This window comes from Brevibacillus laterosporus (assembly GCF_030489605.1).
Classification (GTDB): domain Bacteria; phylum Bacillota; class Bacilli; order Brevibacillales; family Brevibacillaceae; genus Brevibacillus_B; species Brevibacillus_B laterosporus_E.
This window is the reverse complement of the sequence record NZ_JAUKFY010000013.1, coordinates 118504-140117: the sequence shown is the minus strand read 5'-3', so window position 1 is coordinate 140117 and position 21614 is coordinate 118504. Positions and strand designations below refer to the sequence as shown.

Genomic DNA, 21614 nt, shown 5'->3' with positions numbered 1-21614 from the left:
TTTTTGTGCCCTTAGCTCAGCTGGATAGAGCGTTTGACTACGAATCAAAAGGTCGGGAGTTCGAATCTCTCAGGGCACGCCATCATTATAACGGGAAGTAGCTCAGCTTGGTAGAGTACTTGGTTTGGGACCAAGGTGTCGCAGGTTCGAATCCTGTCTTCCCGACCATTTAAATATGCCGGTATGGCGGAATTGGCAGACGCGCGCGACTCAAAATCGTGAGGGAAACCGTGGGGGTTCAAGTCCCTCTACCGGCACCATACATAATCAAAGCCTCGAGACGATGTTATCATCTGTCTCGGGGTTTTTTCCTTTTATGCCAACTGTATACTTATAAAAATATTCGCACATATAGATTGAACCTGAGGTAGTAGTATGGTACATTCGGTCATGGTAGAGTCATTAAGATGGAGTGATTATACGTGATTGGATATACAGAAGAGATGAAACAAGAAAATAAGAAAGCACTGCAACAACGAGTGGAGCAGTTAGGTCATGTGGCACTGCTCATGCGCCAAAATGGTGATGAGTCGCAAGCGCTTAAAATAGAACAGCTTGTGGCAAAAGGAAATGCTGAAGAGATGAGCATTGCTTTTTGTGGACACTTCTCTGCAGGAAAGTCTACAATGATTAACACCATACTTGGACAGGAGCTATTACCTTCGAATCCAATTCCAACAAGTGCAAATGTAGTAAAAATTCGTGGTGGACTGCCCGCTGCCAATGTATATACGCGTCATAGCGGAGTCCTTCATTTCGATCCACAAACGAACTTGGAGGAATTAAAAAAATTTGCTGTAGATGGTGATCAAGTAGAATGGGTAGAAATATGCTATCCAGGACTGTTTCTTGATGAGAAATCAAGCTTATTGGATACACCGGGAATAGATTCCACCGATGCCGCACATAAAGTAGCTACAGAGTCTGCTCTGCACTTGGCAGATGCAGTGATATATATGATGGATTACAACCATGTGCAGGCAGAAGAAAACTTTAATTTTACCAAAATGCTTACAGATCGTAAGAAGCCTGTCTATCTTGTCATTAATATGATTGATAAGCACGTTGATTTTGAATTGGATTTTGATGATTACAAGGAGAGTGTAGAAGAGGCCTTTGCCACTTGGAATATCAAACCAAACGGGATCTTCTATACCACTCTAGCTGAACCAGAGCATCCGGAAAATCAATATGAGGAATTCCGAGAAAAATTAATTAGCTTATATCATCACCGTACAGAATTGCTGGTAGACAGTATCCTACATGCGTCTCTTGCCTTGATTGAGGAGCATATTCGCTTTTTACGCCGTGCTAACCAGACCCAGCTTGAAGAAGGAATGGAGCAAATAGACAAAGGCTTATCAGCTCTACAGGAAAAAGGATACGATGTAACAAATGAAGAGAGCCTGATGCAATTACTAGCTTTGACTGAAAAAGAATGGTCTTGCTTACAGCAAAATAAACAGCAAGCCTATGATGAAATGGAAAAGGACCTTACAAGCTTATTACAAAACGCTCGCTTAACCTACTATAGTACAAATCAGGCCGCTGAAGCTTATGTAGAAACCCGCAAGCCAGGCTTTAAGGTAGGGTTCTTGTTTGCAGCGAAAAAGACGGAAGAGGAGCGACAAGCAAGGCTACAAACATTGCTAAATGACGTAACAGAAAAAGTAGCCGGTAATCTCGACTTTCACTATAAACAACTGCTGTTAGCCTTTGCCGATCGTTATAACGTTCGTGATGAGGCTTACAATAAAGCTGTTCACGCTAATCAGATCGAGCTTACCTCCGAATGGCTTGCTTCTTTAGTGAAAGAAGGAGCAGGAACTAGTGAGTATGTCATGAATTTCTGTCAGGATATTTCTGATAGCATTAAAGCAAAGTATCGAAAACAAGGCCTTTCATTCATAGAACAATTAAATTCAAAACTGGCTGAACAAGCGATCGCTGAGGAAACCAAGGTAAAAGAACGTTTGGATGAATTAAGAAAATTAGAACGAGCGTTTAAGCAACAGAAGACTTATCTCGATCAGGAAACGAACATAAAACAAAAACTAACATCGTTGTTAAGAGGAGACATATAAAGGAGACCATTATGAACCAAGTAAAACAGATGTTACGTACAAGTGCAGGAAAGTTACGTCACGCAAGCGAGTTAATCAATCAGATTACTGGGTTAAAGCAACAGGCACAAGCAATGACAGAGCGTGCTCAGCGTATGGAGGAAAATCGATTTACAGTTGCTTTATTCGGTGCATTTAGTGCGGGAAAATCATCCTTCGCAAATGCATTAATGGGAGATATGGTACTGCCTGTCTCTCCCAACCCTACTACGGCAGCCATTAATAAAATAATGCCGCCAACCGATGAATATCCACATGGAACTGTACGTGTTGTACTAAAATCACATGAATCGATCGAACAGGATGTTCTGCGCTCGTTAGAGGTGTTTGGTAAGCAGGCACATGACTTGACTAGTGGATGTGAGGCGGTGTCTTCCATTGACATATCAGACATCGCGCCAAATGCCAAGCCTCATTACACCTTTTTAAAGGCAGTAATAAAAGGGCTGCCAGAGATTGAAAAGCATCTCGGGCAGGAGCTTTTGGTAGATGAAAAAGAGTTTAAAAAATTTGTTGCTAAAGAGGAAAAAGCATGTTTTGCCGATTATATTGAGCTGTATTACACGTGTCCGTTGACGGAGCAGGGAATGGTATTAGTAGATACACCAGGAGCTGATTCTATCAATGCCAGACACACAGGTGTGGCCTTTGAATATTTAAAAAATGCAGATGTCATTTTATTCGTGACTTATTATAATCATGCGTTTGCCCAAGCTGATCGAGAATTTTTACTGCAGATGGGTCGCGTAAAGGATACGTTTGAGTTAGATAAAATGTTCTTTATTGTCAACGCGGCTGATTTAGCACAAAATGATGATGACTTACAAGACGTTCTTGCGCATGTGGAGAAAAATCTGTTATCCTGTGGCATTCGACATCCGCGAATTTATCCGGTATCGAGCCAGACAGCATTGCTTGCACACCTGCATAAAAACGGGAAGCTCACCTCCTCTTCTGAGAAAATTTATCGACAGCGTATCGGCGTTAACGATAGTGAACCACTGCCTGATTTTCAAGAAGGATTAAAATTATCAGGTTTGGATAAATTTGAACAGGATTTCTTACACTTTACAATAGACGGTCTAGCTCATATGGCTGTAGCCGCAGCGGAGGGTGAGATTAACCGCGCTCGCACGATCTTAGCAGAGTTTCTAGACTTGTCGCAACAAGGAGAGACAGTCAGAGAAGAGAGACGTGCACACCTTGAAGAGGAAAGAGCGATTGTAATCCAGCGCGTGCAGGCAGCTCAAATAAGCTCAGTCTCTCGTTATATGGAACAGGAGCGCGTTGAACTTTTATATTATGTGAAGCAACGACTATTTTTACGGCTGTCGGAGTTGTTTAGTCAAGCATTTAATCCCTCTGTCTTAAAAGATGATGGTCGAAATCTGAAGAAAACGGCTCAAGCATGCATGGACGACTTGCTGCGTTCGATTGGGTATGATTTAGCACAAGAGATGCGAGCTACTTCTCTGCGATTAGAAAAGGCATTGCATAAGGAAGGAAATAAACGCGTGGAGGCTTGGCAACAAGATGTGAAGGAAACCTTTCACGGTTTGTTACTTGCCCCGTATACCCAACAGCAGATTGAAACACCAGCATTACCTGAACAACTGAAAGAAGTATCCACTCAATATTTTCAACCTGCCTTACAAGCTTTTAAAAACCCGCGTGATTTCTTTGAAGGGGAAGGCAAAACCAAAATGCGTGACATCATAGAAAAATTATTGCAGGAACCAATAGATCAGCAGCTTGCTTGGGGAAACCAGATTTTAGAGGGTGTGTTTACAAAAGCTGTAGAGGATATGTGGCAAAAGGAACAGGCCAAAGTGGAAGAGCAAGTGGACGAATACGTGAACGGTTTGCTGGCAGCGCTGGATAGTAATATTGATATAGCCATGCTTCAAGCTGTACAGGCAGAGCTTCTTAGCATTTCAACAGAGTCTGCAAGTTAGCTCCTTCTTCATATAAAGGCTTATAAGAACAAGCTAAAGAGTACCGCTTCTTATAAAGACGAGGTGAAATTTTCTTACTTTCCCGCAAGCATTTGGGAAGATGCCTGCATAACATGCCAAGAAAGCATTTGTTGCTTTACTGATTGATGGTAAGGGAGGCATTTTTGTATGCAAGGAAAAGTAAAATGGTTTAACAAGGAAAAAGGGTATGGATTTATTGAAAGGGAAGACGGTACGGATATCTTCGTTCACTATACCGGCATTAATGGTACAGGGTTCCGTAATCTGGAGCAGGGTGAACAAGTAACATTTGATATTGTGGAGGGGCAGCGTGGTCCACAAGCAGCCAACGTTGAAAAAATGAATCCATAATGCTACACATAAAACACGGCTACTTTTGCCTTTCGGGGCTTAAGTGGTCGTTTTACTTTTTGATAAGACTTTCGTATTGCCCGTTGGTTTGGTATCATCAGAAAAAAGAGACAAAAGAGGAGTAATTGCTATGACCGGTCAAGTTGGAATGCCTTTAGGTGCATATTTGAAGGAATGCTTTACTCAAATGGTGAATTGGCGCCGTCACTTACATCAATACCCTGAGCTGTCATTTAAGGAAGAGAACACACCTGCAATGATTGCCCGCATCTTACGAGAAATTGGCCTAGACCAAGTACGTGAAAAAGTGGGCGGCCGCGGTGTCGTGGGAACTCTGATTGGAGGAAAGCCAGGGAAAACGGTTGCGATTCGCGCAGATTTTGATGCATTGCCCATTCAGGATCAAAAAGATGTCGAATATAAATCCAAGATTCCAGGTGTCATGCATGCATGTGGGCATGATGGTCATACGGCAGGCCTATTAGGACTTGCTCATGTTTTAGCGCAGCATCGTGAAGAGATCCCTGGTACTATCGTATTCTTGTTTCAATTTGCTGAGGAAGAGAACCCGGGTGGAGCAACCTATATGGTGCAAGATGGAGCTATGGACGGAGTAGATGCAGTATTTGGAGCGCATCTCTGGGCTGATTTTCCATATGGTAGTGTAGGGATTGCACCAGGTCCGGTAATGGCCAATGCTGATGATTTTACTATCAAAATTCAGGGCAGGGGTGGGCATGGTGCCATTCCGCATCAAACAGTGGATTCGATAGTAATCGGCTCACAGATTGTCAATAACATTCAAACGATTGCTAGCCGCAATGTGGACCCATTGGAGAGCGTTGTTGTGACGATTGGAACCTTCAACGCTGGAGATAACTTTAATGTGATCGCTGATTCTTGCAAAATGACAGGAACCCTACGTACGTTCTTGCCAGAAATCCGTGATTTGAGTGAACGGCGATTAAAAGAAATCGTGGAAGGTACAGCTACTATGATGGGAGGAACCGCTGTTTTAGATTATGACAGAGGTTATCCTGCCGTTATCAACACAGCAGCGGAAGCAGAATTGGTACGTCAAGCGGCTATATCAGTGGTTGGGGAAGAGGGGCTTATTTCTTTAAAACCGACCATGGGCGGAGAAGATTTTTCATACTATTTACAAAAGGCTCCAGGAGCTTTCGTTTTTATTGGAGCAAGAAATGAAGAGATCGGCGCTTGTTATCCTCACCATCATCCGCGTTTTGATATTGATGAGAGAGCCATGCTAGTTGCGGCTGAAGTATTGGGACGGGCAGCATTAGCTTTTTTACATGATCATCAGGGATAATTGGGGGAGGACGAATGAATATTGGCAGATAACAAAATAGTGGGGGGAATTTATTATGCAACAAGCTTTTGTGTTGCCTCTTGAAGACTCTTTTGTGATACGCGGAGATGTGCATACTACGGCGGGTCCGGGAGAAAAACAGCCTGTCCTGATTTTTTGCCACGGATTTAAAGGCTTTAAGGATTGGGGAAGCTTTCCTTATGTAGCAGATACCTTAGCCGCAAAAAAAATGACAGTCATCCGCTTTAATTTTTCAGCAAATGGAGTTGGGGCGAGCTTGACTGAATTCGATGAGCTGGAAAAATTCGGAATCAATACGTATGCACGTGAGCTCGCTGATCTGCATGTAATCATGAGGGCGATACTAGACCGTGAGCTACCTTTGGCAGAGCATTTTGATACTGAGCAAATTTTTGTAATGGGGCATAGCAAGGGCGGCGGTGATTCTATTTTATTTGGAGCGGATCATCCAGATATCAAGGGAATTATTACCTGGAACGGCATAGCCAACGTCAATTTATTTGATGAAAGTGTACGTCAAGAAGTAAAAGAGAACGGCATAGCTTATATGATCAACGGACGAACTGGACAAAAAATGCCAATCACGCCTGAAGTGATTGAGGATGTCGATCAGAATGTAGAGGCTTATGATTTGGTTAAAAAAGTGTCCCAGCTGGATAAATCTCTCTTGATTGTACAAGGTAAGAAGGATTCTGGCCGCCTGGTACAAGGCGCTAAACGATTGAAAGAAGCCTATCCGAAAGCCATTTTGCACTGGATTCATGAAGCGGACCATGTAATGAATACAAGACATCCGTTTACGGGAACGAGTGCGGAATTGGAAGAAGCGATTGAAGTTACTGCCCAATTTGTCCTACAAAATACTCAACTGTAATCAAGTAGTGGGGGAAGTCAGCGTTACATGTATTATTTTCGATTTCCCCTGCCATTCCCTTTCATTTTTAAAAATCTTGCTCGATTCATTCAAATGTCGATTGTTTTTCCGATAAATGCCTTTTTTTCGCTCTTTTGCTTATGATATACTGATAGGCAAAATAGAGGGCTTGGATTGGAGATTGATTTTTCTAAAAAATCAAAATAAAAAGATAGAGGATGGAGAGGGATCAGAATGAAGGGGAAAAAAATCTATCTGTACGATACAACCTTACGGGACGGTACCCAGGGAGAGGGCATCAGTCTATCTGTGGAGGATAAGGTTAAAATCGCTGTACGTCTGGATCAGTTTGGAGTCGATTATATTGAAGGCGGTTGGCCGGGAAGCAATCCTAAGGATATGGCCTTTTTCAGAAGGATGAAGGAGATAGGGCTGGAGCATTCGAAACTTACAGCATTTGGTAGCACCTGCCGACCTAATCTTCAGGCTTCTCAGGATAATAATTTACGCGCAATTCTGGAAAGTGGTGTGTCAGCAGCCTCGATTTTCGGAAAAGCTTGGGATTTGCATGTATCTGACGCACTAAAAATTACGTTAGCCGAAAATCGACGTATGATTTATGATTCTGTAAAATATCTACATGAAAACGGGCTTGAGGTCATGTTTTTAGCAGAGCATTTTTTTGATGGATACAAAGCGAATCCTCTATATGCATTGGATGTATTACAAACAGCAGAAACAGCTGGTGCAGACTGGATCGTTTTATGTGATACAAATGGCGGTACGCTTCCTCACGAAATGAAGGAAATTGTTATTCGGATAAAGGAAGCCTGTAGTAGACCGATTGGCATTCATCCTCACAACGATTGTGAGTTGGCTGTGGCCAATGTGATTGCAGCGGTTCAAGCGGGTGCTGAGCAGGTTCAAGGAACGATAAACGGGATCGGTGAACGTTGTGGAAATGTAAACTTAGTTTCTGCTATTCCTAATCTACAGGTGAAATTAGGCTGTCATTGCGTATCCGAAGATCGTTTAAAGCAGCTAACGAGTCTTTCTCGCTATGTTGCCGAAATAGCTAACATTACGTTGGCTGTCAATCAACCGTTTGTAGGTAATAGTGCTTTTGCTCACAAAGGCGGCATTCATGTGAGTGCCGTTATGAAAAACCCAGCTACTTATGAGCATATTGAGCCGGAAGTTATCGGGAATCGCAGACGAATTCTTGTTTCAGAGCTATCAGGACAGAGTAATTTAGTAGCAAAGGCAGAAGAATTGCAATTACGTTTTCATGGAGAAAAATCAGTGTCAAAAGAAGTGGTGCAGCGTCTGAAGGAAAAAGAGTATGCTGGTTACCAATACGAGGGTGCAGAAGCTTCTCTTACCCTGATGCTCTTACAGGAATCGGGGGAAGAATCTGATCTATTTCAGTTAGAATCCTTTAAAGTATTTATGGAAAAAAAGCCGGATAAATCCATTGTCTCTGAAGCGATGGTTAAGTGTAATATCAGCGGTCAAACCGTACATACGGTAGCAGAGGGAAACGGGCCGGTCAATGCGCTGGACAATGCATTGCGAAAGGCATTAGAACAGCACTTCCCAATTCTTAGTCACATGCATGTAAAGGATTATAAGGTACGTGTACTAGATGAGAGTGAAGCGACATCGGCTAAAGTGCGTGTGCTAATTGAATCCGCTCATCAGGGGGAGAGCTGGAGCACGGTGGGAGTATCAACCAACGTGATTGAGGCTAGCTGGGAGGCACTTACAGATAGCATTCGGTATTTATTGTGGAAACAAGGGGCAGAAGCTCTGGATCTTGAGCAGGAAGAGATACGGGTAGGCATTGTTAATCATTAAAAATACATCCAAGACACGACCTATTGCTTTTACGTAAGTCGTGTATTTTTTTAGCAACATACTTGAAAGTAAATGTGTGGTGTGCAGCTACATTATGGGCATGAGGGGGAATGAATATGGTGACCAAAAAACGAAAGATGACTGCGGAAGATTTGTTACGTTTTGAATGGTTGGAGGACCCGCAAATATCTCCTGATGGGAATAAGATAGTATACTTAAAAAGAACAATTGATTCTAACGGAAAGTATATTTCTAACTTGTTTATCCGATCTCTGGCAGACTCTTGGGAACAGCAGTGGACGTATGGCAACCACCGGAATTCTCATCCCCGATGGTCACCAGATGGCAATTGGCTTGCATTTGAGTCAGACCGTTCTGGAGATACACAGGTTTGGCTCCTTTCTGTTAAGGGAGGAGAAGCTCGCCAACTAACGACTAACAAACATGGTGCAGGAAAGCCAGTTTGGTCACCAAATAGTGAAAAACTGCTAGTTCAAGTAAGATTATCTCCAAATGAAACGCTACATGAAACTCAGGAAAAGGAAACTACAGCTCTTGAGGGTTCACCATGCAGCTCTTCTCATGCTAAAACAACAAATATACGAGTCTTATCATCGGATAAAGACAAAGGAAGCAATAGCAAGCCTGAACAGAAGGAAAGCATATTCAGGCCGTCACCTGTGTTACAAGGGAAGCCAGTTTTACAGGTGGATTATATTCGTTATAAATCAGATGACGCTGGTTTTTGGGACGGAAAGTACAGTCAACTTGTAGTTTGCGACCGAATCAGCGGTCAATTGCATCAAATCACGAAGGAGGAGCAGGATCATTCGATGGCCGCCTGGTCACCAGATGGCAAGCAGATTGCATGTTGTGTGACAGAGCGCAAAAGTGAACGATTTTATCCAACCGTTGATTTATGGCTGCATTCAGTAGAAGACGGCTCTTGGAGTAATTTGTCTGGTTCAACGGGAACCTTCATGTATCCGACCTGGTCACCAGACGGCAAAACAATAGCGTGTGTAGGCTACGAGCGGATATTTGAACAGGAAAAATTAATGCATGTGTGGCATTTTCAGTTAGATACAGGGAATCGATGCTGTTTGACTGAAAAGTGGGATGTACACTTTTCAGATGCAATGGTTGGTGATATGCGCAGCGGACATGTTAATCCAGGTGCTGTCTGGAGTGCAGATGGTCAGGGCAACTATATCACTGTTTCAAATCAAGGTAGTGTGGGTCTTCATTATATTGCAGCCACGGGAGAGAACATTCCTATTGTAAGCGGAGAGCACCATGTATATGGATGGACGCTCCATCCTATGAGCGGTAAGGCTGTCGTGGCAATAAGCGATCCATTGACTCCTGGGGATTTGTTTTATATTGATATAAAAAAAGGAAAGAGCAAACGGCTAACAACAAGTAATCAGTGGTTAAAAGAAGTAGAGCTATCCAGTCCTGAGATGATTACCTACCAAACCGAAGACGGATGGGAGATACAGGGGTGGCTACTAAAGCCGTCTTTTTATCAAACAGGAAAAACCTGCCCACTGATCCTGCAAGTTCATGGCGGACCACATACAATGTACGGCTATACATTTTTTCACGAGCTACACTTTTTAGCAGCTAAGGGCTATGCTATTTTGTACACGAATCCACGCGGGAGCCATGGATACGGTCAAAAGTTTGTCAACGCAGTTCGTGGCGATTATGGAGGAAAAGATTATCAAGACCTGATGGATGCGGTTACTTATGTATTAACCCGTTACGATTATCTGGATGAGCAGCGGATGGGGGTAACTGGCGGGAGCTACGGTGGATTTATGACGAATTGGATTGTTACGCAGAATAAACGGTTCAAAGCGGCGGTGACTCAGCGCTCTATTTCGAACTGGATCAGCTTTGCTGGAGTAAGTGACATAGGCTATTATTTTGCGAAATGGGAAATTCATGGTGATCTGGTTACGGATCCAGATAGGCTCTGGCAGCATTCTCCTTTACGCTACGCTCAAAACGTTGAAACACCCTTGCTCATTTTACATGGTGAACGGGATTATCGATGCCCAATTGAACAGGCGGAACAATTTTTTACTGCTATTAAACAGCATAAAAAAGCTTCTGTACGTCTTATGCGTTTTCCAGATGCAACACATGAATTGTCGCGAAGCGGTGACCCCGGGCATAGGATTATCCGGCTGCAAGCGATTGCCGGATGGTTTGACGAATATGTCTAAATGCTTATAACAGAAAAGGACCACATCCCTAGGAGGAGTGGTCCTTTTGGTGTCTCATGCCGTTTCGGCACTAGTTTTCCTGCATCTAATCTGTTTTACGCATGCTGCCTAACTCTTCAACAATCGCGGTCATTTCGTTCACGCTGAAGCTGGATTTCTTTTGCACCATGTTATATAGATATAACAGGTCCTCATAGCTATCCATTTTAAAATCCTCTGGGCGCATTACTTGGGTATTTGCCATGTTTAGCTTGCTTTTAATTCCCTCGATAATAACAGTCAGGTTTTCTAACGTTGCTTCTTGCAAATTGGCCATGATCTACTCTCCTTTGTTTTCAACTGTTTTGTCTATTTGGTTAGTTGTCCGCGTGTTACACCAAGCTGATTGGTTGCTTTTAACGTCTTCCAAACCTTTGTGCCGGAAATCTCTCCGCGTAGAGCTTTGCGATATAAATGAATCACTTCTTGTACGCGAGAAGGTTCTTCCTCTAAAAATTCTATGCGGTATGCCCCTACTCCTAATCGCTTAAATTCTGGCAAATATTCGGCTCCAGACTGGTCAATCGCATTATAAACCGTATTACGGCATCCAGTATCTACACGGACCGGGTGAGAGAAGCCTACGCGATCTCGCAAGGAAGCGCGTGATGTTTCACAAGGAGTCCCACAATTCGTGTGATCTGTCCCTTCACTCATGAATGTACAATAGATGCAATGCTCGGTATGGAACATTGGCAAATGCTGATGAATAACTAATTCTAACGGAGAGGCATCTGTATGTTCAAGCATGTCGACCATCTGTTGAATATTTAAGTCGTAGGATGGTGTGACGCGTTCAAGACCATAGCCCATGAATAATTCAACAGCTTTATGATTAGCAATATTTAACGAGAAGTCACCGATTAACGGAATCTTTATTTCATCACGGCGTGAGAGATAGTAGTACAATGCCCCTGTGTTACGGATTAAGATAGCATCCGGCTTGCTTTTCGCAATGAGAGCCAGTACGCCATTTTCATCCGGCATATGAATACGCATAGTAGCAAGTCCAATTTTTTTTCCGTACTGATGTGCTAGTTTAACTGCTTGCGGATATTGCTTTACAAATTCGAAGTCTGCATAAATAAAGTCAACGTCGGTTTTTGCAGCCGCTTCTATCTGTTCCAATGAACGACAAAGCACAGTTAGAAGGGGATTTTCCACTGGTTTATTTTTTGCCGCACTAGCATACGCGTCTACTTGATTTTTTTGATAAACAGGCGGTTTACGGCGAAGATAAAGCAGTTGCTCGCTTGCTTCACGACGCATCCGATTCAACTCACTGACAGGAATGATAACCTCACCCTCCAAGTCTAAAGATAGACGATCCTCTGGCAGATGGAACAAGGTTCCTCCAAGTCTGCTAAATTGATCATATAAGGAGGCATGGGTCATTGGTCGCTTCATCGCTTGCTCTAAAGGCATTGCAGAAGCAATCGTTACCGCATGATTAGCCTGCTCATCGATCCACACGGTTTGTAGAGGTTCTCCCACGCGTCCAGAAACGTGCAGGGCTACTGGGAAGGTTGTATAAGGCTTTTCGGTTTCAAAGGTTTTACGCAGCCGCTTGTTTAATTCAGGATCATTCGTTTTCCACACTCGATCACCTGCATGGATACGGCCTAGCTTTACATCGTTACGACCCATGACAATTTCATATAAACCTTCCTGAACCTGACCTTCTACTTTGTCACCATGCACTAAAATATCGTAGACACGACCGCCTTCTTCTTTCTGAGTCGGATCACCTGCATCAAATACAATACCATCTCCACGTTTTAATGGAGAAGTCACTTCTACTAAGAGTGCGTGCTTTAACACCTTTTTTACAGTGCCAAGGTAGACACCTCGGCTTTTCGGGAAGCTGCCGTCTAATAAGAGGCGGTTATTTGTTCCCTCAAGAAAACCATGAGTAAATCCGCGTGAAAAGCTTTGTTGTAGCTCGCGAATTTCTTCCTTGCTTGGCTTAGCGTTGTCTCCAGCAAAATATCTATCAATAGCTGCCCGATACTTGCTAACCACGTTGGCTACGTATTCTGGTGTTTTTAAACGTCCTTCAATTTTAAAGGAAGTGACTCCTGCCTCAATTAATTCTGGCATGATATCAATCGCAGCCAAATCCTTTGGAGAGAGTAAATAAGCGATGTTACCCATCTCCTTTTGGATTCCATCTACCATTAAATCATAGGGCAGACGACAGGCCTGTGCGCATTCACCGCGGTTGGCAGAGCGACCGCCCCACATTTCTGAGGTAAGGCATTGCCCAGAATAGGAAACACAGAGAGCTCCGTGGACGAATACTTCCATCGGTAATTTTGCCTTTTCACCGATTTTCCTGATTTCTTTTAATGAGTTTTCACGACCCAATACGACTCGTTCCATGTTATACGGTTTAGTAAACTCGACCGCTTCTGGAGAGGTGATGGTCATTTGGGTAGAACCATGAATAGGGAAGTCGGGGCTGATTTCACGGATTAGCTTGACCAAACCCAAATCCTGTACAATAACAGCGTCTACACCAGCTTCGATACAGGCGTCAATTAACTCTTTTGCATCCTCTAATTCATTTTCAAAGACAAGAATGTTAAAGGTAAGAAAGCCCTTCACCCCGTACATATGCAGGTAAGCCATAATCTCAGGCAATTCTTTCATTTGAAAGTTTTCGGCACGAGCGCGAGCATTAAACTTCTCTACACCAAAAAAGATGGCGTTTGCTCCGTTGGCAACAGCGGCTTTTAGACAATCCCAATTACCTGCCGGTGCTAGCAATTCAATATCTTCCCGTCTGATTTGATTCTTCACGAATGGTAACCCTCCAAACAAATATGACGCTCCTTTTAATAGATGAAAAAATACTAAAGAGCAATTGATAATAGCAAAACAAAGCATGTAGTAAAAAACAGACATTTGCTTTTTGATCGTAAGGCAAATGTCTTTAAGTCTGCGATATTATCGTTTCTTCAATAGAAATCAGATTTATTTTGCCCATATTCTCATAAGGCTTAGACAGGCACAAATCTAGTAATCTAGAAAAAATCTCTACCCTCCATCATAGGAGAAGATAGGTTGAGTCGCAAGAAAAAGATGTGCAGAAGAAGAAATTGGTCTTTATTACTGTTTGTGACTATGATCTCTACTCAAACATTCGGCAAAATATAACATAAATTTACATTTTATTCACTTTTTTGTTTGTAATTTGTGGTAAACTTAGTATATTGGTGGTAGATAGTAAAAAAGGAACAACGGCGGTTCGTAAACACCTATTGTTCCTTATCTATTTAGCCCGCTTATTTATTACTTCATCACTAATTCACGTTCATCGACAGATACGTTCATGTGTAAAAATTGCTTCACATCAAAAAGTCCCATGTCAGTCAGCTTCAATGCAGGGATGACGGGGAGAGCTAGAAAGGAAAGCGTCAAGAATTGAGAGAATTCCTGAGATGCCCCAATACGAAGTAGCGCTTGGTCTAACTGGTGGAGTTCTGCCATCACACGTTCTGCTGGACGTCTTGTCATTAGACCAGCAATTTCTAGAGAAAGGGAAGCTAGTACCTTGCCGTTTTCAACAATGACAAGCCCACCCTGCATCTCTTCTAGTGTTTGAATTGCAATCAGCATGTCCTCGTCGTTGGTTCCGACAGTAATAATATTATGGGAATCATGCGCAATCGTAGTAGCCATAGCACCTGAGCGTAAACCAAAGCCCTTTACAATTCCTACTCCGATATGACCCGTTTGGTGATGGCGCTCCACTACTGCCATTTTAGCCAAATCACGGTCGATGGATGGCTGGAAAAATCCGTTGGAGATGTCTACGTTTTCAATCAGATGCTCGGTTACAATGCTATTAGGAATGACACCAATTATATGGGCTTTCTCTCTAGTAATAGGTAGTTGAAGCTCGCGTTTTGTGACTGGTTTGATACGTACGCTGTTAGTGATCGTAGGTGGTACATTTGCAGGAGAAGTGATATTTCCTTCGTAGCGACCGTTTTTAGCAACCTGCTTACCATTTTTCCAAACATCGGTGATACGAACTTGTTCAAGGTTGTCCATGATAACTAGATCGGCTATATAGCCGGGAGCAACGGCGCCTTTTTCTGCAAGACCGTAGCATTCAGCAGCGGTAAGTGTAGCCATGCGAATTGCCGTAATTGGATCAACACCGTATTGGATAGCGAGACGTATGCTGTAATCTATGCTGCCTTCTTTAAATAGATCATCTAAATGCTTATCGTCAGTACAGAACAGACAACGTGCTGCTGTGCGTTCATTTACTATGGAAATAAGATTCTTCAAATCTTTGGCAGCCGATCCTTCGCGGATGAGCAGGTACATCCCTAATTGAAGACGCTCCCTGGCATCTTGCAAGGATACAGCTTCATGATCTGTGCGGATTCCCGCTGTCATGTATACGTTAATTGCATCCTTGGAAAGTCCAGCGAGATGTCCGTCCAGTTTTTTGCCGCGTTGTCTGGCATCAGCGATTTTTTGAACCATATCTTCATTACCGCTCATGACAGCAGGATAGTCCATGACCTCAGCTAGGCCAAGCACACGGGGATGATGATAAAAGGGAGCAAGATCCTTGGCATACAGCTTCGCACCTGAGTGTTCAAAGGAGGTAGCAGGTACACATGAAGGAAGCATCACATATACATCAAGGTCAAGCCCTTCTGATGAATCCAGCATGTATTGAATACCAGCGGCACCTGATACATTGGCAATCTCATGAGGATCGCAGACGACAGTAGTTACTCCATGAGGGAGGACAATTTCTGCAAATTGAGCAGGTGTGACCATCGATGATTCAATGTGAACATGTCCGTCTATGAAGCCTGGAGCGATATATTTCCCTTTAGCATCCCAGACATCCTTACCTTCATAGGCTCCGATTCCAATGATCATACCATCTGTAATGGCTACATCTGCCTCGACAATTTCTCCAGTGAAGACATTTATGATTTTGCCATTTTTAATAACCAAATCAGCTTTCTTGTGTTTGGAGGCTGCTTGGATACGTTTTTGTAAGGCAGAAGGTTGAATGTTCATTTGAATCGCTCCTCTAGTAATTAAAGTTTATCCATAACGAGAAAAACCCCAGGGGAATCAAACCTGGGGCTCTATGAACACAGAAGCACGTGATAAGACGTGAAGAATGCAGGGAATTTGTTATAGGTATAACAAAATAAACCGCTGGATTATTCGCAGTCTTATTGTATCATCCGCGTAGTCAGGCTATTTACGGTAACCCGGTAGAGACTTATAGGCCATATTCCTATGATTATACGTGGCTATCATGTTTATTGTGGTAAAGGCATTTATTGAGAGCATTTTTAATATAGATATTGTTTTGTATTGTAGTAGCACAAGAAAGATAAGTCAATATAATTATAGTTCAGCTAAGCAAGGGAGCTATTGGAAGGGGGGACAGCTATTTGGTACAGAAATGTATAACATAAACAAACCGGCTACCAAAAGGCTTCGGGTAACCGGTTCACTAGAAATCGCTATTTTTATGATTGCGTAGATACATCAAGTCCTTCAAAGACAATCGAGACCTTTTCTTCCATGATCTCTTCCAAAGGCCAGCCACCATCGCTACGTACCCAATCATATAAGGCATTGTAATAGATGTTTTCCAGCATATTGGCCGCAATTAATGGATTAATTTTACTTTTCAGTCTCCCTTTTTCTTGGGCATCTTCAATCAAATCAGCAAATAATTCTCTTAGCTCAAAGTACATATTTTTCTTTTCTGATTCCAAAACCTTACGATGCTTCATAGAGGATTCAATCAATACCTTCAGAAAATCATAGTTCTGTATATTTACTTCGTTTAGGATTTTATAAATGCGTAGGACGCGCTGTTTACAACTATCTCCAAAATCCCATTCTTCGCGCCTATCTTCAATTTCCTGCAAGCGTTCATAGCCCCAATTGGCAAGAATCGCTTCTTTTGAGGTGAAATGTAAAAAAATGGTCCCTCGCGCCACATCCGCTTCCTCGGAGATCATATCAATTGTGGTCGCTTCAAAACCATATTCTTTAAATAATTTAATAGCGGCATTAAAAATACGTTCCTTTGTTTCACGCTTCTTGCGTTCTCTGCGAGTAATCAAGCTAACACCTCCTGGTAGAAGTATATCATAATCTTGCTGAGTCACTAGGAAATCGTCAAGAAAATTGTGCAATTATTTAAATAAAAAACACTTTACGATTGATGCAGTTAGAATGTATATTTATTATTAATTATGTATTTTTATACGTTACGAGTGGAGGAATAAAACCATGAGTATGACAGGTACACTGGTAATTCGCCAGGCAACTATAAACGATGTGGATCAAATGTTGGAAATTATTAATCATTTTGCCGGAAAAGGCTTAATGCTCCCCCGTACGAAGCTGTCCATTTGTGAGCATCTGCAGTCTTATATCATCGTACATGATGGGCAAGGCGTAATGGGCATGGGTGGTTTGCATATTTTATGGGAGGATTTAGCGGAGATTCGCTCGCTTGCAATGGCTGAACGGGCGCAGGGAATGGGGATTGGGAAGAAGCTTGTTCTGGCTTTGGTGGAAGAAGCGAGAAAATTGGGAATTCGGCGGGTCCTGTCCCTTACGTATCAGGTTGAGTTTTTTCACAAATGCGGCTTTCAGATTGTTCAAAAAGAGGCCTTGCCCCAAAAGGTATGGAAGGATTGCATCAATTGCTCCAAATTACCGATGTGTGATGAAATTGCTATGGTACGCATATTAGAGCCAGCTGAATATGAATAAATGAGGAGCAGAGCGGGAAGAATGTGCCAGACCTAATGTTGGCAGCTTTTTCTCGCTTTTTGACGCTTAGGATTTACGTGAGTAATTTAATGTGTTTACATAACGGTGTAAGGGCTTTCAAAAGCAGGATATTCCTTATTACCTGTTGAATAAATATAAGGACAAGGAATCCAAGTCGGAGGGAAAAACGTGCAAAAAATGGATTGGGACTTGTATCTAATGCCTTATGAGCAAGCTGTAGAGGAACTAAAGGTTAAATTAAAAAATATTCGTAATGAATTTAAAAAACGGAAAGTTCACTCGCCGATTGAATTTGTTACGGGTCGAGTCAAATCAATTAATAGCATTTATAACAAAGCGACTCGCCTGCATTTTCCTATCAATGATAATATTGCATGGGAAATTCGAGACATTGCTGGATTGAGAATTATTTGCCAGTTTATTGATGATATATCGTTTGTCGTAGATATGCTGCGCGAGCGCAAGGATATGAGGATTTTTCTGGAAAAGGATTATGTGACACAGCCTAAAGAGACCGGATACCGTGGCTATCATCTAGCAGTGGAGTATCCGATCATGACCATAGACGGACAAAAAACCATACCTGTTGAAATACAGATTCGAACGCTGGGCATGAATTTTTGGGCCACGATTGAGCATTCCTTACAGTATAAATACGAAGGAATTATTCCTGAGGATATCAAGCTGCGTCTTGTTGAATCAGCCAAAGCTTCCTATACGTTAGATAACGAAATGAATAAAATTCGTGATGAGGTTAAGGAGGCCCAGATTGAATTTACCAGGAAAAAGGAATCCCCGATTGACCCATTATTAAGCATTGTGGAACTTGATTTAGACGTGGACACTGAATCGGTCTATTTTGATGAGAAGCCAATCCCACTACAAGAGGACAAGGAGGAAGAAAATGAGCACAATTAATTGGCAGCAGGAAGTAAAAAAACGAAAAGACGAATTACTTGCTACGACACAGCGTTTTTTGCAGATCGATAGCGTGCTGGATCCAGATACGGCCGGGGAAGGAGCTCCATTTGGCAAGGGAGTTCAGGCAGCGCTGCAATTCGCTTTGCAAACATGTGAGGATGCAGGTATGACTATCAAAAATATCGATGGATATGCTGGTCATGCTGAATTTGGACAGGGTGACGAGTGCATTGGCGTTTTAAGCCACGTAGACGTAGTGCCTCCAGGGGACGGCTGGACTGTTCCTCCGTTTGCAGCAGAGATCATTGAGGGAAAAATAATCGCACGTGGAGCTTTGGATGATAAAGGCCCTGCTATGGCGGCTATTTTTGCTGCCAAAATAATTAAGGAGCTTGAGCTGCCTCTTCAAAAACGGATTCGACTGATTTTTGGTGCGGATGAAGAGTCGGGCTGGGATTGTGTAAAACGTTATTTTGAATCTGAGGAAATGCCAACGATGGGTTTTACTCCTGATGCTGACTTCCCACTCATTTATGCTGAAAAAGGATTAACTCATCTAGTTTTACGCCAAACAAATGAAAGCTTTGCACAATTGACGAATCTGGCTCATACGAATAGTAGTCAGGAAGGAACTGCGAAGCTTCTTTCCTTCCATGCTGGCATGCGTATGAACATGGTGCCGGAGACAGCGGAAGCGGAGCTAGCCTGCTCGCCTGAACAAGCCGCGGCATGGACAGAAGCATACCAACTTTATTTGGAAAATGAGCAGTGTCGAGGTCATTTTACACAAACAGAGAAAGGAATAGCATTTGGTTTACAGGGAGTTTCTGTTCATGGAATGGACCCAGCGAAAGGGGTAAATGCAGGAGCTTATCTGGCTCACTTTTTGCAAAAATGTGATTTGGACGTACGGGGACGTGCATTCGTTGATTTTATAGCCAGTTATTTGTTCCAGCAGCATGATGGCGAGGCGTTTGGGATTAAAGCAGAAGACCGGGAGATGGGAGCACTTACGGTGAATCCTGGAATTTTTCACTATATAGCTGATGAGGACATTCGCTTTGATCTGAACATTCGCTATCCTCATTCTATTTTGTTTGAACAATGGAAGCCAAGACTTGAACAAGCTGCAGCTCAGCATGGTTATGTGCTGGAAATTATTACTCATAAAAAGCCGCATCGTGTAGATCCGGCTCATCCTTTAGTAACAACTTTACAGCGCGTCTATACGGAGCAGACCGGTGAAAAGGCTGAATTGTTAGCGATTGGTGGGGGAACATACGGGCGTGCTCTAGATGTCGGCGTTGCTTTTGGGCCGCTATTTCCTGGAAGACAAGATACAGCTCATCAACGAGATGAATACCTGTTAGTGGAAGATTTATTGAAGGCGACAGCCATATACGCACAGGCAATTTTTGAATTAGCCAAAGACTAAGCCATATCTTTCTTGTCTTTTAGGAAATACTTATATTACTATAGAGAAAGTGTCTTCTAGGACAAACATGAGCGAATAGGCTGGTAGATCCAAAGAGATTGGTAACAAACTGGATCAAACAGTACGGTTTTCGTTAAGAAGGAAGTGAAAAGATGGCTAAGTTCGAACGATTTGGTTTGCGACCGGAGATTATGCAGGGGATTTCCGACCTGTTTTATAAAGAGCCGACAGCTATTCAAGAAGAAGCGATTCCATTGATTTTGGAAGGTAAGGATGTCATCGGACAAGCTCAAACTGGTACTGGGAAAACAGCAGCGTTTGTATTGCCGATCCTCCAAAAGCTACAGGAAGGAAAAAAAGATATTCAGACATTGATCCTTACTCCAACCCGCGAGCTTTCTATTCAGATTGCTAGTGAAATTGAGAAGCTGGGAAAACACCTGAATGTGAGTGTTTTATCCTTGCATGGCGGTACAGATATTGAGCGTCAAATGAATAAGCTAAAAGGGACTGTTCATATCGTAGTGGGAACTCCAGGTCGCGTGCTTGATCATATGCGTCGTGAAACACTGCATTTTGGCCGCATTCATACATTGGTATTGGATGAGGCTGACAAGATGCTAGAGATGGGCTTTTTAGAGGATGTGGAAAAGATTATTGTTTCCACGCCAAGCAGCCGACAGGTATTGCTATTCTCTGCGACTATGCCAGATATGGTAAAGAAGCTGGGACAACGTTTTATGAAGCAACCGCCGCATATTAAAATTGAATCAAAGCAAAAAACAGTTGCTAATATCACACAAGAATACTATGTAATCAATCAAACAGATAAAATCGATGCGCTTCTTGATCTCATTGAGGTCACTAAGCCGTTCCTAGGTATTATTTTTGCTAACACACAACAGCGCGTAAAGATCTTAACCACACGTTTACAAGAGGCTGGCTATGATGCCAAGGCGTTATACGGTGATTTGTCTCAAAAGAAACGCGAAACCCTGATGAAGGATTTTCGGAATATGAAATTCCAGTTCCTTGTAGCTACCGATATTGCGGCTCGCGGACTTGATGTCGAAGGGGTTACTCATGTATTTAACTACGATATTCCAAGCGATGTAGAAAGCTATATTCACCGTGTTGGACGTACAGGACGCGCTAATCAGCTTGGAACTTCTATTTCTTTTGTAACGCCGCGCCAAAAAAGCGTCATGGCTCGTTTTGGTTCTGCAACAAAGGCGGATATCGAAGAAAAATTACTTACGCATACTCGCCACTTGGATGCAGGGCGCAAAGCACGTGCAGCAGAGCGTGAGCAGCATTATGCCGAGCTCAAAACCGAGAAGAAGAAACAGCAGCAAATTGCAAAAGCAGAAAAAGAAGCTCCGCTTAAAAAGGCTCTTGTGAAAAATAAAAAGGTAAAGCCTGGTTATAAGCGCAAGCTGAAGCAAGAAATGGAAGAGTGGAAAACACAATACGATCGTAATCAAAAGCGTGAAGAAGCAAAGAAAGCTGCGAAAGCAAATAAGGGTAAACCAAAAGCTCGTTCAGGAGGACAGTCATCGGCTGGTCGCCCGGGGCAAGCACCAAGCAGACCTGGTAAACGCTTTGGCAAATAAGCGTCTTTTGGCTCGGACAAAGTAAAATAACGCAAC

15 protein-coding genes, 3 tRNA genes and 1 riboswitch are annotated in these 21614 nt (G+C 42.7%); of the genes, 14 read left to right on the top strand and 4 right to left on the bottom strand.

Features of this window, described 5'->3' with window-relative positions:
* Positions 1 to 5: 5 nt before the first annotated feature.
* The 10 genes from QZ995_RS15285 (at position 6) to QZ995_RS15240 (ending at position 10766) form a co-directional block, all read left to right on the top strand.
* Positions 6 to 82 (top strand) — tRNA-Arg (locus QZ995_RS15285).
* A gap of 9 nt (positions 83 to 91) precedes the next feature.
* Positions 92 to 168 (top strand) — tRNA-Pro (locus QZ995_RS15280).
* Between the two features lie 9 nt (positions 169 to 177).
* Positions 178 to 260, top strand: a tRNA-Leu gene (locus QZ995_RS15275).
* Positions 261 to 422: 162 nt separating this feature from the next.
* Positions 423 to 2084 (top strand): dynamin family protein, encoded by a 1662-nt coding sequence (locus QZ995_RS15270; RefSeq protein WP_301808493.1) that lies wholly within the window; start codon positions 423 to 425, stop codon positions 2082 to 2084.
* An 11-nt stretch (positions 2085 to 2095) separates the two neighbouring features.
* Positions 2096 to 4078: a dynamin family protein gene (locus tag QZ995_RS15265; RefSeq protein WP_301808490.1), complete on the top strand. Its 1983-nt coding sequence runs from the start codon at positions 2096 to 2098 to the stop codon at positions 4076 to 4078.
* A 168-nt stretch (positions 4079 to 4246) separates the two neighbouring features.
* Positions 4247 to 4450: a cold shock domain-containing protein gene (locus QZ995_RS15260; protein ID WP_064017247.1), complete on the top strand. Its 204-nt coding sequence runs from the start codon at positions 4247 to 4249 to the stop codon at positions 4448 to 4450.
* 130 nt (positions 4451 to 4580) lie between these two features.
* Positions 4581 to 5780, top strand: coding sequence for a M20 metallopeptidase family protein (locus QZ995_RS15255; RefSeq protein ID WP_301808486.1), 1200 nt, complete (start codon positions 4581 to 4583; stop codon positions 5778 to 5780).
* Positions 5781 to 5835: 55 nt separating this feature from the next.
* Entirely contained in the window at positions 5836 to 6675 is an 840-nt protein-coding gene (locus tag QZ995_RS15250; protein WP_301808485.1) for an alpha/beta hydrolase, read from the top strand.
* Positions 6676 to 6909: 234 nt separating this feature from the next.
* Positions 6910 to 8532 carry a citramalate synthase gene (gene cimA, locus QZ995_RS15245; protein ID WP_301808482.1) on the top strand — a complete coding sequence of 541 codons (1623 nt, stop codon included), beginning with the start codon at positions 6910 to 6912 and terminating at the stop codon, positions 8530 to 8532.
* Between the two features lie 116 nt (positions 8533 to 8648).
* Positions 8649 to 10766 carry a S9 family peptidase gene (locus QZ995_RS15240; protein WP_301808481.1) on the top strand — a complete coding sequence of 706 codons (2118 nt, stop codon included), beginning with the start codon at positions 8649 to 8651 and terminating at the stop codon, positions 10764 to 10766.
* Between the two features lie 85 nt (positions 10767 to 10851).
* Here the strand turns inward: QZ995_RS15240 and QZ995_RS15235 are convergent, their stop codons facing one another.
* The 4 genes from QZ995_RS15235 to QZ995_RS15220 form a co-directional block, all read right to left on the bottom strand.
* Entirely contained in the window at positions 10852 to 11082 is a 231-nt protein-coding gene (locus tag QZ995_RS15235; RefSeq protein WP_301808479.1) for a DUF1128 domain-containing protein, read from the bottom strand.
* Between the two features lie 32 nt (positions 11083 to 11114).
* On the bottom strand, positions 11115 to 13607 hold the full coding sequence (locus tag QZ995_RS15230; RefSeq protein WP_301808477.1) for a DUF3656 domain-containing U32 family peptidase: 2493 nt from the start codon (positions 13605 to 13607) through the stop codon (positions 11115 to 11117).
* Between the two features lie 492 nt (positions 13608 to 14099).
* On the bottom strand, positions 14100 to 15860 hold the full coding sequence (ade, locus tag QZ995_RS15225) for an adenine deaminase (protein WP_301808473.1): 1761 nt from the start codon (positions 15858 to 15860) through the stop codon (positions 14100 to 14102).
* Positions 15861 to 16018: 158 nt separating this feature from the next.
* Positions 16019 to 16120, bottom strand: a riboswitch (purine riboswitch).
* Between the two features lie 204 nt (positions 16121 to 16324).
* Positions 16325 to 16930 (bottom strand): TetR/AcrR family transcriptional regulator, encoded by a 606-nt coding sequence (locus QZ995_RS15220; RefSeq protein ID WP_003334745.1) that lies wholly within the window; start codon positions 16928 to 16930, stop codon positions 16325 to 16327.
* A gap of 169 nt (positions 16931 to 17099) precedes the next feature.
* Between QZ995_RS15220 and QZ995_RS15215 the strand changes: the two genes are divergently transcribed.
* The 4 genes from QZ995_RS15215 to QZ995_RS15200 all read left to right on the top strand — a co-directional run bounded on the left by QZ995_RS15215 (position 17100) and on the right by QZ995_RS15200 (position 21578).
* On the top strand, positions 17100 to 17588 hold the full coding sequence (locus QZ995_RS15215; RefSeq protein ID WP_301808470.1) for an N-acetyltransferase: 489 nt from the start codon (positions 17100 to 17102) through the stop codon (positions 17586 to 17588).
* 189 nt (positions 17589 to 17777) lie between these two features.
* Positions 17778 to 18527 (top strand): GTP pyrophosphokinase, encoded by a 750-nt coding sequence (locus QZ995_RS15210; RefSeq protein ID WP_301808467.1) that lies wholly within the window; start codon positions 17778 to 17780, stop codon positions 18525 to 18527.
* Positions 18514 to 19965 carry a dipeptidase PepV gene (pepV, locus tag QZ995_RS15205; protein WP_301808465.1) on the top strand — a complete coding sequence of 484 codons (1452 nt, stop codon included), beginning with the start codon at positions 18514 to 18516 and terminating at the stop codon, positions 19963 to 19965. The genes QZ995_RS15210 and pepV overlap by 14 nt, the downstream gene beginning before the upstream one ends.
* 152 nt (positions 19966 to 20117) lie before the next feature.
* Positions 20118 to 21578 carry a DEAD/DEAH box helicase gene (locus QZ995_RS15200; protein ID WP_301808462.1) on the top strand — a complete coding sequence of 487 codons (1461 nt, stop codon included), beginning with the start codon at positions 20118 to 20120 and terminating at the stop codon, positions 21576 to 21578.
* The last annotated feature ends 36 nt before the right edge of the window (positions 21579 to 21614 follow it).